Below are 12,804 nucleotides of genomic sequence, written 5' to 3' on the forward strand. Positions count from 1 at the left end.
TCACTGTTTTTTGCTGGCGTAGTCTTGCGCCATGCCTGCCACATTCATCACCGACTGGAAGAAGATAGGACAGTCCGGCCCGACCATCGACGGCCGGAACATCGAGCCGCAGTGGCTCATCGATGCCGCCGAATCCTATGATCAGGCCACGTACACCGCCGTGATCTGGGTCGACCATTTCCGCTTCTACGGGAACATGGGCAAGGTGGTGGAGCTGAAGACCGAGCGCGAAGGCGACATCGTCAGCCTGTATGCCCGGCTGCAGCCCAACGACCATCTGCTCACATGGAACAAGGAGCAACAGAAGCTCTATACCTCCATGGAGTTGACCCCCGATTTTGCCGGGAGCGGCAAGTGCTACCTGTCCGGCTTGGCCGTGACCGACCAGCCCGCCAGCCTCGGCACCCACGAGTTGCATTTCAACTCCCGCCTGCAGACCCCCGAGAGCTTTGTCCTGTGCGGTGTCGAGCTCGACTCCCTGCGCGATCTGGACGGGGATGCCGCTCTCCCCCAGTGGCTGACCTCGTTGCTCGGGGCTCTGGGCATCAACTCCCCCCACAGCAAGGGGGCAACCTCAACGGAAGAGGAAACCATGACCGAAGAGCAGATCAAGCAGTTCGCGGAACTCGTCGGCGAGCGCGTCGGCAAGAAAATCGACGAGATGCACGCGCAGCTCGCCGAGCATTTTTCGGCCCCCACGGATGAGCCCGCGCCCGCCCCGGCAAAGGACGACAGCACAGCCACCGGCCCCATCGACTTCACCGCGAGCCTCGCCGAGGCCGTCAAGCCGCTGGCCGACAAGCTCGATGCGCTGTCCGCCCGGTTCGAGCAGGCCCGCCCGGGCCCCGCCGTGCCCGAAACGACCAACCCCGCCGGCGAAGCGGGCCTCGTCTAGGAGATCGCGAAATGAAACCTTTCACTGAGCTCAAGTTTTCCGAACTCTGCGCCGCTCTGGCCGAGGGCTACGGCGTCGAAACGGCCAAGGTGACCCAGGGCTTCACGGTCGCCCCGACCGTCGAGCAGCGCCTGCAGGACGCCATCACCGAGCAGTCGGAGTTCCTGCCGCTGATCAACGTCATCACCGTGTCGGAGCTGGTCGGCCAGAACGTCCTGGGCAGCGCGTCCGGGCCTGTTTCCGGCCGCACCGACACCAAGGTCGACGGCAACGAACGGACCCCGCGCGATGTTTTGGGCCTGGGCAGCTTCCCTTACCAGCTCTACCAGACCAACAGCGACGTCTACATCCGCTACGACACGCTCGACGCCTGGGCCAAGTTCAAGGACTTCGCCGAGCGCTACACGCGCTACGTGCAGGAGCGGATCGCCAACGACCGCGAAATGGCCGGCTGGTACGGCGTCGATGCCGCGGCCGATACCGACATGACCGCCAACCCCCTGCTGCAGGACGTCAACAAGGGTTGGCTGCAGTACATGCGCGCGCACCTCCCCGCCAACATCCTGATCGAGGGCGCGACCACCGGTGAAATCCGCATCGGGACCACTGGCGACTTCGCCAACCTCGACCACGCCGTGTCCGACCTGCTCCAGGGCATCCCCCGCTACCTGCGCAAGGGGCTCATCACCCTGGTGGGCGACGAGCTCATCTCCCACGAGCACGCCGGGCTCTACAAGGCCATCGGCAACACCCCCTCGGAGAAGGTCCTGGCGACCCAGTCCCTGTCCCTGCTGGGCGGCCTGCCCTGGATGACCCCGAGCAACTTCCCCGGCCGCGGCCTGGTGATCACCCCGCTCAAGAACCTGTCCATCTACGTGCAGGAAGAGTCGTGGCGCCGCAAGGTCGAGGACAACCCGAAGAAGGATCGCATCGAGGACTACAACTCCCGCAACGAAGGCTACGTGGTGGAAGTGCCCGAGCAGCTCGTCGGCGTCGAGTTCGACAACGTCAAGATCAGCCGCGACGGCGGCACGACCTGGGAATAGCCTCCCCGACCTTTGAGAGGGGTGGCGGTCCTGCCGCCACCCCTCGTCGCAAAACTCCAACCCATGGAGGAGCCCATGAGCCTGATGAGACACTGGCAGAAAACATTCAAAGACGCGGGCGCAACCTCGGATACCCCCAAACGGGTTCTGGTGGTCGGAGGGACGATCAACCAGCAGCAGCTGCTGGCCCTGATCGGCGCATCCCTGTCCGAGGACATGAAGGCGCTTGGCGAAATCAAATCCGTGGAGGCCAAGGCCGACCTTAAGGGGGCGCTGATCCCCAAGTACGCCGACTACGTCGCCCGGCTGCGTGCCGAGGACTGGCAGCACGAGCTGCTGACCACCTACATGATCTGGCTGTTCGACATCGGACGCATCGAGGCCGCCCTCGAACTCGGCCTGTACTGCGTGCGCAAGGACATCCCCATGCCCGAGCGGTTCACGCGCGAGACATACGTGGTCGTGGCCGACAGCGTGCTGGAATGGGCCGTGGCCGAGTTCGAGGCGGACCGCAGCCCGGAACCTTTCTTCTCCACCGTCTTCGGATTCGTGGACGGCATGAACAGCGCCTCGCCCTGGGACCTGCCCGACAAGCTGCGGGCCAAGTTCTACCGGCTGGCCGGGCTCCTCGAGGACAAGGCCGGACGGCTGGAAGCCGCCGAGGCGTGCCTGATCCAGGCAGCCGCCCTGGGTGCCCAGGTCAAGACCAAGCTCGGCGCGGTGCAGAAGTCCCTGGACGAGAAAACCAACTAGCTCCTCCATACGCCGCTTCCCCCAAGGCCCGCCCGGGCAACAGCCTGGAGGCGGGCCGAAGGGGGAAGCCAAAAAGGATAGACCATGAGTTTTTCCGGCAACGACACGCAGACATCGCCCACCGTGGTCAGCAATGCCCCGTGGTGGCCGTCGCTGTCCGTTGCCGACTTCCAGACCCGCTACCGGCTCCCGCGGGAGTATGCCGAGAGCGTGCTGGTCGACGGGCTGCAGATCGGCATGATCTGGGCCAACATGGCGCTGGCGTCCTGGCAGGCCAAGCAAGATGCCGCGGGGCATGAGTCCCTGTCGGTTGTCCCCTGCGTGGAGATCGGAGGCGAACCGTCCCTGGTCATCAGCTACCGCAGGGCGGTGATGAGCTATGCCAAGGCGTACCTGATGCAGCAGTTCCCGACCATCAACCGCCGGGAGGCTGCCAACAACGAAGCCAGGGAAAGCGAGGCGACCGAGGACAAGTTCCGCGAGTACGCCAGCCAGGCTCTTGCCCAAGTCCTCGGCGTGCCGAGCATAGCCGTGGAGTTGATATGAGGAAGCTGCAGGCGCTGACCAAGGCTCTGCAGACGGCAGGGGCCGCGTCCGACGCGACGCATGCCTTTGCCGACCGGGGCGTGCTCATGCCCACGGGCCGGGATCTGGGCCACGGCATCGAGATCGGCCGGTTCAAATACGACGCCGTGATCCAGCTGGAGCGATACCCGGACGACGCATACGCGCTGCTGGCCTTTGTCACGGCCTGGCTGCAGGAGCACGACCCCGACCGTGAAGCCTACGGGCTCGCTGACCCGGACGTGGACGTGTCACTCAACGACGACAGGACCGCCGATGTCGAGCTGTCCGTGGAGTTCGAGGAAGCGCTGGAGCTGGTGCCCGACGAGTCCGGCCCCATCGAATTCAACGGCCAGCGATGGAGGGTCGCCGAGGTGCCCATAGACGTTGCCGATGCGCTGGAATCCATGGAGGGACGCGCCGATGCCGGGTAGCGCCATGCGCATGGACACAGACAAGGCCGGACGGCTGCGGCTGGGCGAGCAGCTCGGCGTTCTGTCCATGAGCCGCAAGGAGCGGACCGCCATCGCCTTGGAAATAGGTGCCCAGATTCGCAAGCTCTCCAAACAGAACATAGCCTCCCGGCGGACCGTAGACGGCAAGACTATGGAGCAGAGGAAACAGAGCCGCCGCGAGGGGAAAAACAACAGGCTGATGCTTCGCGGGCTGCGAAGGCTCATGGGCCTGAAGAAGGGCCGCGACGGGCAGGCCGATGTCACCTGGAAAAACCCTATCACTGCCGAGATTGCCTACAGACATCAGCACGGCGGTGTCGAACAAAGCGGCAGCATCAAGGCTCGACGGGAAGAGAGCTATGTGAAGCGCAAGGCTCCTTGCCCCAGGTGGCTGGCAAAGGAACTGAAACGCCTGGGATGGCAACAGGAGATCGTAATCCGCAACAAGCAGGGGCAGGCGGTGAAGACCATCCGCAAGCGCAGGCCGCTCAAATGGATAACGAGTAATATGACGCGCGGTGAGGCGTCAGTGGCCCTGTACCTGCTGGAGAACCGATCTCCCAAGGAGAAGTGGGAGATAAGGACCCCGGCCCGTCCCTTCCTAGGCCCCAAGCCGGGAACCGAAAACAAATTTCTGAACAACCTGGCGCGTGAAGCCGTGGCCAAGATCAAAAACCGTTAAACCAGGAGTCCGCATATGTCGCTGGGCACAGTACAGGTCAACAAACTCAATTTGCTGCAGGGGGAGCTGGCGGACGTCGAGCGCTACTTCCTGTTCATCGGCCTCGGCGCTGGCACCAACGAGGGCAAGCTGCTGACGGTCAACACCGACACGGATCTCGACGACGTCCTGGGCGCGGCCGCCAGCAACCTGAAGACACAGGTGCAGGCAGCCAAGGTCAACGCGGGGCAGAACTGGTTCGCGGCCGTGCTGCCCCTGGCCGAAGGCGCGGCCTGGGCAGATGCCGTGGACTACGCCATGGAACGGACCTCGGTCGAGGCCATCGTCATCACCGACCCCGTCACCGCCGCCGCGGAGATCGAGGCGATGCAGGCCAAGGCGGAGGAGATCATGGGCCAGTACATGCGCCCGGTGATCTTCATCCCCACCTGCGCGCCCATCGACCCGGCCACCGAGGACTGGAGCGCCTTCACCGCTGACCGCAACGCCCTCCTGACCGGCCTGGCCTGCGACCAGGTCAACCCCGTGGCCTCCATCTGGCCCGACGACCAGGGCGCCTATTGCGGCCGCCTGTGCGATGCCGCCGTGACCATCGCCGACACCCCCATGCGCGTCATCACCGGCCCGGTGGTGGGCATCCGCTCGGCCAGGCCGGTGGACTCCGCCGACCGCGAGGTGGACATGTCCGTGCTCAAGGCCATGGACGCCGCCCGCTGGACCGTGCCGCAGTGGTATCCCGACTATCCCGGCGTCTACTACGGCGATGGCAACGTGCTGGACGTGCCCGGCGGCGACTACCAGGTCATCGAGTACCTGCGCGTGGTGCACAAGGCCATGCGCAAGGTCTACCCCCTGGCCGTGGCCAAGATTGGCGACCGCAAGCTCAACTCCACCCCGGCCTCCATCGCCTACCACGCGAGCTACTTCATGCGCCCGCTGCGCGAGATGAGCCGCAGCGTGGAGATCCTGGGCGTGACCTTCCCCGGCGAGGTGGAGCCGCCCAAGGATGGCGACATCTCCATCACCTGGACCACCAAGACCAAGGTGCAGATCTACATGGTCGTGCGCCCCTACAACTGCCCCAAGGAAATCACCTGCAACATCATGTTGGACCTGTCCAACCACACTGAATAGGAGGCCCGGCCATGAACCGGATCAGCGGAAAGAGCTTTGACATCAACATCGGCGACATGCTGGTGCACGTCGACAAGGCGACCCTGTCCATCACCGACAACAGCGCGGTGGCCAAGGATCGCGGCGTGCCCAACGGCCGGGTGCCCGGCGACGTGGAAGCCGCGGGCGAGGTCGAGGTGGACGCCACCGCCCTCAACCTCATCATCGAGGCCGCCAGGAGCGCCGGGTCGTTCCGCGACCTCGATACCTTCGACATCCTCTTCTACGCCAACTCGGGCTCGGGCGAGGAGCTGAAGGTGGAGGCGTTCGGCTGCGCCTTCAAGATCGAAAGCCTGCTCGACATCGACTCCAAGGGCGGAGAGAAGCACATCACCAAGCTGCCCTTTGACGTGACGAGCCCGGACTTCATCCGCATCAACGGCGTCCCGTACCTTTCGGCGTCCGAGACCAAGGACCTCATCTAGGGGATTGCCATGCCCGACTTCTGCGACATGGGACACGAGGCCGAGGAGCTGGCCCGCAAGGCGGCGCTCTCCATGGCCGGGACACGGCGGGCCGATGCGCCGAGCCGGGAGACGTGCGCCGAGTGTGGCGCGCCCATCCCCGAGCCCCGGCGCGTGGCCGTGCCCGGCGTGACCCTGTGTGTCGCCTGCCAAGCCGCCAAGGAGGAATAATGGTCGAGCTGATCGGATATTCGTTCGTTGTGGACCTTTTTTACACGGCTGTGGCCCTGCTGCTGCTCTTTTTCGGCCTCCGCTTGTTGGATGCCAGGAGCGGCCGTCCCTGGACGGACACCATCAGAATAATCAGGAAGGACCCGCATGCAACGGCTCTTTACTATGCTGCTCGCTGGATTGGCGCTTGTCTACTTGTTGGCCTGCTCCTCTCGCGCTGACGCCGGACGGTTCCCCACCCGCTACGATGGGCTCATACGGACGGCTGTCCACAGGTGGTGGCCGCGCCACGAGCTTGCTGGGTGGGAATGGTTCAAGGCGCAGCTCTATCAGGAGAGCCTTCTTTCCCCTGACGCCGTGTCCCCAGTCGGAGCGCGAGGGCTGGCTCAATTCATGCCCGCCACATGGGCGGAAGTCTGCTCGCAGTTGGGGACGGGGCTTGTTTCGCCACATGTCGCCGAGCACTCCGTCAACGCCGGGGCATACTACATGGCGAGGCTTTGGCTCGGGTGGTCATCCCCTCGTCCGGAGGCTGACAGGTGGGATCTGGCCCGGGCCAGCTACAACGCGGGATTCGGCAATATGCTCAAAGCGCAGAAGAAGTCTGGCGGGGCCATCCTTTACACTGACATCATCGCGGCGCTCCCCAGTGTCACAGGCCACCACGCCAAGGAGACCCAGACCTATGTCGAGCGCATCCATCATTGGCACAAAGAAATAAGAGGGGGGCGGTGATGCCTGCATGGGTGTCCGCAATCGTATCTGCCGTGACCGGTCTGTTCTCCGGGGCTGGCTCTCTCTCCTCGGTCGCCAAGTGGGTGGGCCTAGGCATAGGTACGCTGGCCGTTGTCCTGCTCATCGTTTGGCTCGGGTGGTCCAGATCCAGCCTCAAGGCTGACCTGGCAGTGGCCCAAGCAGATCTTGCCGCCGTCACCACGGCCTTGGACTCAAACCGTGCCGCCCTCGACGAGCTCAGGGCAGCCGCCGCGACCCAGGCCACGGCCCTAGCTGAACGGGACAGACAGATTTCGAAGATCAACGCGCAGGCCAAGGAATGGCGGCGCAAGTGGCAGGAGGCTCTCCGCAATGACAAGACTACTCGTGAATGGGCTGATGGTCCTTTGCCTGACGCTGTGCGCGGCATGCTCCGGTAGGCCCAAGGTGGTGACTGTGACCGAGGTCGTGCGCGTGGTCCCACCGGCCCACCTTATGGCGCCGACGCCGCTCCCTAGCTGCGCTTCGGCCTCCACGAATGGCGATCTTTTGCAGTGCGCCCAGGAACGCCTTGAGGCGCTGCAGCGCGCCAATGCTGACAAGGAAGCCATCGCCAGGACAGTCGAGGTAAGGCCGTGACTCCGCCCATGGAAGAAAGCGCCCGCGACTTGCTGGTGCGGATCGACGAGCGGGTCAAGGCCATTCAGATTGACATCAAGGACATCAACGAGACCCGGTCATGTGCGAGTCATGGCGTGAAGATAAGGAACCTGGAGCGCATGGTGTGGGGATGCCTGGCCGGACTGGCCGGACTCGGCGTCCGCATCATCTACTCCGCAATCAGATAACCAACAACGTGGAGGAAACCATGAATCGGAACATCACCCTGGACATCAACAGCCGCGAGATCGAGTTCAACGTCAACCCGGACGCCTACAACAAATTCATCAACGAGTTTCAGCCGACCAGCAAGGTCGCGCCCTCGCATGCCTTCCTGATGCGCACCGTGACCGAGGCCAGCAAGCCCGCCCTGCGCGAGCTGCTGGCCATGCCGGGCGCGGCGGTCGAGATCGTGGGTGCCCTGGTCGAGGAGTACAAGCCCAACCTGATTATCACCGTGGGAAAGTCGAGCTCGTCGCCGAGCGAATAGGCGACAACGCGCTGGCCCAGATGCTGGCCCTGCACCACAAGTGGTTCCCCGGCCGCGAGGCGACCGTGCAGACCATGGGCGAGGCCCTGCACCTGGAGACAGACTACTGGGACAAGATGCGCACGGCCATCACCAACGGGATAGCCAGGGCATTCAAAGGATAGAAAAGGCCCCGGAACGGGGAACCGAACCGGGGCCATAAAGGGACGACAGGATGCGATCAGAGACAGGCGGTATCAACCAGATCAGGCTTGGGCGCATGCACCAGAGGGTGCAGCGTCACGGCGCAGTCCTCGGCCAGCTTGTAGAGCAGGCGCAGGGAGCTGGCCATGCCGCCGTCGCCCTCATGGGCCTGGGACTCAAGGTCGGACAGTTCGTCCAGGGTGTGGGCGATGTCCCACAACCGCGCAACGGCTTCTTCCGGGGTCATTGTGACGGGATGCAACATAAAGACTCCTGTAGTTTTGATATGACACCCCGCAAAATGCGAAATGCCGGGTGCTATCAACCGCTACAGGAACGGCGGGTTTATTCCCCTAAGGTCTTGTATTCGCCCACACCCGGCATCGTAAACTCTGCGCTTTTGCCCCCTCCGTCGGGCGCAAAAAAACCACTTCTTTCGGGCGTGGCGACCGCCTGTAGCAAAGGTGTTGATAGCACCTGTTCGAACACATATGGCGAAACCGGGCGCGTTGTCAAATTACAACACGCCCGGTCGGGAGAGGGGGTGGCAGGAAATGGGCTACGCGTCCGGCGAGGGTGTGGCCTTGTCCTTGGGCACGGCGGCTTTCCAGCCGTCCGTCTCGTGCTCGGCCACCCAGAGGTCGTGCCTGCCCTGCAAGTTCATCCAGATCTGCGGCGTGGTGCCCAGGCGGCGGGAGAGGCGCAGGGCCATGTCCGGCGTGACCGCGCCCCGCTCGTTGACGATCTTGGACAGGGTCTTACGGCTGACGCCCAGCTGCTCGGCAAAGGCCTTGACCGACAGGTTCAGCGGCTCGATGCACTCCCGCAGGATAATGCCTCCGGGATGGACGGGCTTTCTCGTTCTCTCAATCATGACGACCTCCTTCTAGTGGTAGTCAAGGTAGTTGACGACATACGCACGGCCGTCTTCAAAGTAAAAAGTCACCCGCCAGTTGCCGGAGACCTTCACGGACCAATGATCTTTCAGCGTGCCGATCAGCGGGTGGAGGTTGAAACCGGGGAGGTTCATTTCCTGGGCCTCATCGGCGGCATGCAGGAAATCAAGAATTCGCTCCAGCTTGTCGGCATGCTTCGCCTGGATGCCCTTGGTGGTGCCGGTCCTGAAAAACTTTTCCAGCCCTTTGTGCTTGAAGCTCTTGATCATGGGGAAACCGTAACCGCAAGGGTTACGCCTGTCAAGGGGAGGTGTGCGGCATGAGCTCCAAACTTGAGAAGCTGTCCTTTTCCATCAGCCTGCTGGACCGGGTGTCCAAGCCTGTGGCCAAGATTCAGCGGCAGCTCGGCGGGCTGGCCGACAAGGCCCGGTCGTCCTTTGCCAATATCGCCGCTGGCGGTCTCGGGGTGCTCGGGTCGGGCATGGGCATACAGCAGCTGGTGCAGCCCGCGCTGGATTTCAACCGGGCCATGGGCGAGGTGGCCTCGCTCGGCGTGGCCGAGGACGTGCTCAAGGGCCTTGGCAAGGAGGCCATCCGCTTTTCCAACCGCTATGGCGTGGCTTCGACCGACTTTGTGCGCTCGTCGTACGACATCCAGTCGGCCATCTCCGGGCTGGCGGGCAACGAGCTGGCCACCTTCACCTCTGCCTCCAACCTCCTGGCAAAGGCCACCAAGGCCAACGCCGCCACCATCACCGACTACATGGGCACCATGTACGGCATCTTCCAGCAGAGCGCGGACAAGATGGGCAAGGCCAAGTGGGTGGAGATGATGGCCGGGCAGACGGCCACCGCCGTGAACATGTTCAAGACAGACGGAAACAAAATTTCAGCGGCCTTCACCGCCCTGGGGGCAAACGCCACGGCGGCGGGCATAGCGGCGGAAGAACAGATGGCCGTGCTCGGCAAGTTGTCGCTCACCCTGCAGGGCGGCGCGGCCGGCACCCAGTACAAGGCTTTCCTGGCGGGCGTGGGCAAGGCGCAGAAGAAGCTCGGCCTGTCCTTTGTCGATTCGCAGGGCAACATGCTCGGCATGCTGGACATCCTGGGCAAGATCAAGGGCAAGTTCGGCGACAAGTTGAGCGTTGAGAGTCAGGATCTGATCCAACAGGCGTTCGGTTCCAGCGAGGCCGGTTCGCTCATCAACAGCCTGATGAAAGACACTCAAGGACTTGCCGACAGCATTGACGCCCTGGGCAAGGTCAAGGGCATGGATGCGGCCTCGATGATGGCGGGGACCATGGTGGACTCGTTCCAGCGGTTCTCCGCCGCCGTGACCAACACGCGGATCGCCTTCGGCAATGTCCTGCTGCCCATCCTCAATCCCATCGTGGACAAGTTCTCGCGCGGCCTGGCCGTGATCACGAAATGGACCGACAGGTTCCCCAACCTCGCGCGGCTCATCGGGCATGTAGCCCTGGGGCTGCTCGGGCTGACCGCCGTGCTCGGCCTCATGGCCATGGCCGGGGGCATCGTCGCCATGGTTTTCAGCCCCGTGTTGCTCGTCGCCGCCGGAGTGGTCGCCGCCCTGGCCGGGGTGGTCATCTATTGGGGCAAGCTGAAGGCCCTCTTCCAGAACACGGCATGGGGGCAGTCAATCCTGCAACTCTTTGACTTCATCCTTCTTCCTGTCCGGGTGGTCATATTCCTCATCGGGCTGCTCATCACCCATTGGGACGCACTGAAAAACGCCTTCATGGACACAAACTTCGGCAAGGGGTTCGTCATGCTGCTGGAGAATATCGGCGAGCTGCTGGGCATCATCTGGAACAGCGCGGCCAGCCTGCTGAACATATTCACGTCCTCGCTGGACTGGTGGTCCAAGGCAACCTCCATGATCCCCGGCTTTGCCAGCTCGGACCCATCGGAGGGCGCGCCCTCGTCCTCGCCTTCGCTTGATGCGTCCAGGCGGTCATCCGTGGCGCCGGGCGGGGTGACCCAGCACATCTCCAACACCATGGCATCGAGCCGGAACAACCAGCGCACCATCGGCCAGGTGGTCATCAACTCCGACCAGCCCATGACCAAGTCGGCCATGGACGAGCTGCTCTTCATGGGGGCCTGAAGATGAGTGTGACGATGGCTGACGGGAAGTATTTCGACCTGCTGATCACCGACGACGACATCACCCTGGATAGGGGCGGGATCCCGGAGCGCTGCCGCGACCGCGACTCCATCGCCCAGGACATCAAGCACATGATCCGCGAGACAGGCCTGCTCGTGGAGCTGGTGGGCAACCGGGACGCCCGCAAGAAGCAGGAGAACATCATCAGGCTGACCATCGCGGTGGACAACGACGAGCGGATCGTGCCCGGCTCCTGCTCCATCCACGAGGTGTCCCTGGGCACCTTCTACCTGGTGGCGGAGACCGCCGAGTTCGGCCCCATTGATTTCAAGCTGGAGGCTCTATGAGCGACAAACTGTTCGAGGGCATGCTCAAGGAGGCGGGGGTGCCGGTCACCGAGGCCGAGATGGAGGCCCGCTGGAAGGCCATCAACGAGGCCGAGGGCAGCCTCATCACCAACGACTCGGCCTGGAGCCCCTTCTGGCGGCTCATCACGGCCATTGTCACCACCCCGTGCAAGTCGCTGGTCAGCCTGCTGGTGACCAAAGCCCTGCCCAATCTCTTTTTGCAGTATGCCGCGGGCACGTGGCTCGATGTCTACGCCTGGGGCGTGGACCTGACCCGCAAGGCCAGCGCCAAGGCCCAGGGCGTGGCCACCTTCACCCGCGCGGCGTCCGCCGGCGCGCTGACCATCCCTACGGGTACCCTCATCGAGAGCCCCACCCTGGACGGATACATCTACCGGCTGGTGGTCGACCAGGACACGGTGTGCCCTGACGGCGTGCTGACGTTCACCGCGCCGGTCACGGCCCAGCAGGCGGGGTCCGCGTACAACCTGGGGCCGGGCTATTACTCCATCCTGCCGTCCCCGATACCGGGCATCTCCTCGGTGACCAACGGGGCCGACTGGCTGACCACGCCGGGGGCCGACGAGGAAACCGACGAGGAGCTGCGGCTGCGCAGCCGCAACCAGTTCAGCGCCGTGGGGCAGTATCATCACGATGCGGCGTACAAGGCCATCATCGCCGGGTACGCCGGGATCCGCACGGACTATCTCTACTTCGAGCACGATGGCCCGCGCGGGCCGGGCACGGCCAACTGCTACATCATCCTGGACACCGGCGCGCCGCCGCAGGAGTTTGTGGACAACATCAACGCCTTTGTCCGGGACTCCGGCAACCATGGCCACGGCGACGACATGATCTGCTACCCCATGCCGGAGACGCCCTACGACCTGGCCTCCACCGTCCACCCGGTGCCCAACCTCTCCGAGGATCGGTGCGCCGCCCTGGTGCAGGACGTGGAAGACATGATCCGCTGCGCCTTCCGGCAAAACAGCGACTTCAACGTGTCCAAGACCTGGCCGCACAGCCGGTTCTCGTTCTCGCGGCTCGATCAGGATCTGCACGCGGCCCTGCCCGACCTGCTGTCCGTGGAGTTCGACCGCACCGAGGACATTGTCTCTGTCATGGACCTGCCGGTGCTGGGCAGCCTGACCGTCGCCCTGGGAGGCGCATAGATGGCTCGGCAAAC

22 protein-coding genes are annotated in these 12,804 nt (G+C 63.8%); 19 read left to right on the plus strand and 3 right to left on the minus strand.

Annotation, left to right across the window (positions count from 1 at the left end):
* Nucleotides 1-31 precede the first annotated feature (31 nt).
* The 16 genes from DAES_RS02195 (at nucleotide 32) to DAES_RS17780 (ending at nucleotide 8,231) form a co-directional block, all read left to right on the plus strand.
* The gene (locus DAES_RS02195) at nucleotides 32-895 is read left to right on the plus strand and encodes a GPO family capsid scaffolding protein (RefSeq protein WP_013513407.1); all 864 of its coding nucleotides are present in this window, start codon (nucleotides 32-34) and stop codon (nucleotides 893-895) included.
* A gap of 11 nt (nucleotides 896-906) precedes the next feature.
* The gene (locus tag DAES_RS02200) at nucleotides 907-1,941 is read left to right on the plus strand and encodes a phage major capsid protein, P2 family (RefSeq protein ID WP_013513408.1); all 1,035 of its coding nucleotides are present in this window, start codon (nucleotides 907-909) and stop codon (nucleotides 1,939-1,941) included.
* A 75-nt stretch (nucleotides 1,942-2,016) separates the two neighbouring features.
* Nucleotides 2,017-2,694 (plus strand): phage terminase small subunit, encoded by a 678-nt coding sequence (locus DAES_RS02205; RefSeq protein WP_013513409.1) that lies wholly within the window; start codon nucleotides 2,017-2,019, stop codon nucleotides 2,692-2,694.
* An 84-nt stretch (nucleotides 2,695-2,778) separates the two neighbouring features.
* Entirely contained in the window at nucleotides 2,779-3,240 is a 462-nt protein-coding gene (locus DAES_RS02210) for a head completion/stabilization protein (RefSeq protein ID WP_013513410.1), read from the plus strand.
* Entirely contained in the window at nucleotides 3,237-3,692 is a 456-nt protein-coding gene (locus tag DAES_RS02215; protein WP_013513411.1) for a phage tail protein, read from the plus strand. The genes DAES_RS02210 and DAES_RS02215 overlap by 4 nt, the downstream gene beginning before the upstream one ends.
* A gap of 10 nt (nucleotides 3,693-3,702) precedes the next feature.
* Nucleotides 3,703-4,395: a phage virion morphogenesis protein gene (locus tag DAES_RS16815; RefSeq protein WP_269077526.1), complete on the plus strand. Its 693-nt coding sequence runs from the start codon at nucleotides 3,703-3,705 to the stop codon at nucleotides 4,393-4,395.
* A gap of 15 nt (nucleotides 4,396-4,410) precedes the next feature.
* A complete protein-coding gene (locus tag DAES_RS02230) occupies nucleotides 4,411-5,529 on the plus strand; it encodes a DUF2586 domain-containing protein (protein WP_013513413.1) in 1,119 nt (372 codons plus the stop codon).
* A gap of 11 nt (nucleotides 5,530-5,540) precedes the next feature.
* Nucleotides 5,541-5,993 carry a DUF2597 family protein gene (locus DAES_RS02235; protein WP_013513414.1) on the plus strand — a complete coding sequence of 151 codons (453 nt, stop codon included), beginning with the start codon at nucleotides 5,541-5,543 and terminating at the stop codon, nucleotides 5,991-5,993.
* A 9-nt stretch (nucleotides 5,994-6,002) separates the two neighbouring features.
* On the plus strand, nucleotides 6,003-6,203 hold the full coding sequence (locus DAES_RS02240; RefSeq protein WP_013513415.1) for a TraR/DksA C4-type zinc finger protein: 201 nt from the start codon (nucleotides 6,003-6,005) through the stop codon (nucleotides 6,201-6,203).
* Entirely contained in the window at nucleotides 6,203-6,424 is a 222-nt protein-coding gene (locus DAES_RS17775) for a hypothetical protein (protein ID WP_173358446.1), read from the plus strand. The genes DAES_RS02240 and DAES_RS17775 overlap by 1 nt, the downstream gene beginning before the upstream one ends.
* Nucleotides 6,369-6,938, plus strand: a complete 570-nt coding sequence (locus DAES_RS02245; RefSeq protein WP_083808685.1) for a transglycosylase SLT domain-containing protein — start codon at nucleotides 6,369-6,371, stop codon at nucleotides 6,936-6,938. The genes DAES_RS17775 and DAES_RS02245 overlap by 56 nt, the downstream gene beginning before the upstream one ends.
* Before the next feature lie 11 nt (nucleotides 6,939-6,949).
* Entirely contained in the window at nucleotides 6,950-7,357 is a 408-nt protein-coding gene (locus DAES_RS16820) for a hypothetical protein (RefSeq protein WP_157864788.1), read from the plus strand.
* Complete coding sequence (gene lysC, locus DAES_RS17900) at nucleotides 7,317-7,556, plus strand: Rz1-like lysis system protein LysC (RefSeq protein WP_083808613.1); 240 nt, start codon at nucleotides 7,317-7,319, stop codon at nucleotides 7,554-7,556. The genes DAES_RS16820 and lysC overlap by 41 nt, the downstream gene beginning before the upstream one ends.
* Nucleotides 7,557-7,564: 8 nt before the next feature.
* On the plus strand, nucleotides 7,565-7,765 hold the full coding sequence (locus DAES_RS02255) for a hypothetical protein (protein WP_041271318.1): 201 nt from the start codon (nucleotides 7,565-7,567) through the stop codon (nucleotides 7,763-7,765).
* 20 nt (nucleotides 7,766-7,785) lie between these two features.
* A complete protein-coding gene (locus DAES_RS02260) occupies nucleotides 7,786-8,067 on the plus strand; it encodes a putative phage tail assembly chaperone (protein WP_013513418.1) in 282 nt (93 codons plus the stop codon).
* A gap of 20 nt (nucleotides 8,068-8,087) precedes the next feature.
* Entirely contained in the window at nucleotides 8,088-8,231 is a 144-nt protein-coding gene (locus DAES_RS17780) for a DUF6890 family protein (RefSeq protein WP_013513419.1), read from the plus strand.
* Between the two features lie 56 nt (nucleotides 8,232-8,287).
* On the opposite strand, the gene DAES_RS02270 is transcribed toward DAES_RS17780, so the two are convergent.
* The 3 genes from DAES_RS02270 to DAES_RS02280 all read right to left on the minus strand — a co-directional run bounded on the left by DAES_RS02270 (nucleotide 8,288) and on the right by DAES_RS02280 (nucleotide 9,415).
* Nucleotides 8,288-8,515, minus strand: coding sequence for a hypothetical protein (locus DAES_RS02270; RefSeq protein ID WP_013513420.1), 228 nt, complete (start codon nucleotides 8,513-8,515; stop codon nucleotides 8,288-8,290).
* Nucleotides 8,516-8,809: 294 nt separating this feature from the next.
* Complete coding sequence (locus tag DAES_RS02275) at nucleotides 8,810-9,124, minus strand: HigA family addiction module antitoxin (RefSeq protein WP_013513421.1); 315 nt, start codon at nucleotides 9,122-9,124, stop codon at nucleotides 8,810-8,812.
* A 12-nt stretch (nucleotides 9,125-9,136) separates the two neighbouring features.
* On the minus strand, nucleotides 9,137-9,415 hold the full coding sequence (locus DAES_RS02280) for a type II toxin-antitoxin system RelE/ParE family toxin (RefSeq protein WP_013513422.1): 279 nt from the start codon (nucleotides 9,413-9,415) through the stop codon (nucleotides 9,137-9,139).
* A 50-nt stretch (nucleotides 9,416-9,465) separates the two neighbouring features.
* Here DAES_RS02280 and DAES_RS02285 point away from each other — a divergent pair, with 50 nt between their 5' ends.
* From DAES_RS02285 to DAES_RS02295, 3 genes are read left to right on the plus strand one after another with little or no spacing between them, the layout of a single operon-like run.
* A complete protein-coding gene (locus tag DAES_RS02285) occupies nucleotides 9,466-11,271 on the plus strand; it encodes a phage tail tape measure protein (RefSeq protein ID WP_013513423.1) in 1,806 nt (601 codons plus the stop codon).
* Nucleotides 11,272-11,285: 14 nt separating this feature from the next.
* Nucleotides 11,286-11,618, plus strand: a complete 333-nt coding sequence (locus tag DAES_RS02290) for a DUF2590 family protein (RefSeq protein ID WP_013513424.1) — start codon at nucleotides 11,286-11,288, stop codon at nucleotides 11,616-11,618.
* Complete coding sequence (locus DAES_RS02295) at nucleotides 11,615-12,790, plus strand: baseplate J/gp47 family protein (protein ID WP_013513425.1); 1,176 nt, start codon at nucleotides 11,615-11,617, stop codon at nucleotides 12,788-12,790. Before DAES_RS02290 ends, DAES_RS02295 begins: the two co-directional genes overlap by 4 nt.
* Nucleotides 12,791-12,804 lie beyond the last annotated feature (14 nt).

Source organism: Pseudodesulfovibrio aespoeensis Aspo-2, assembly GCF_000176915.2.
GTDB lineage: Bacteria > Desulfobacterota > Desulfovibrionia > Desulfovibrionales > Desulfovibrionaceae > Pseudodesulfovibrio > Pseudodesulfovibrio aespoeensis.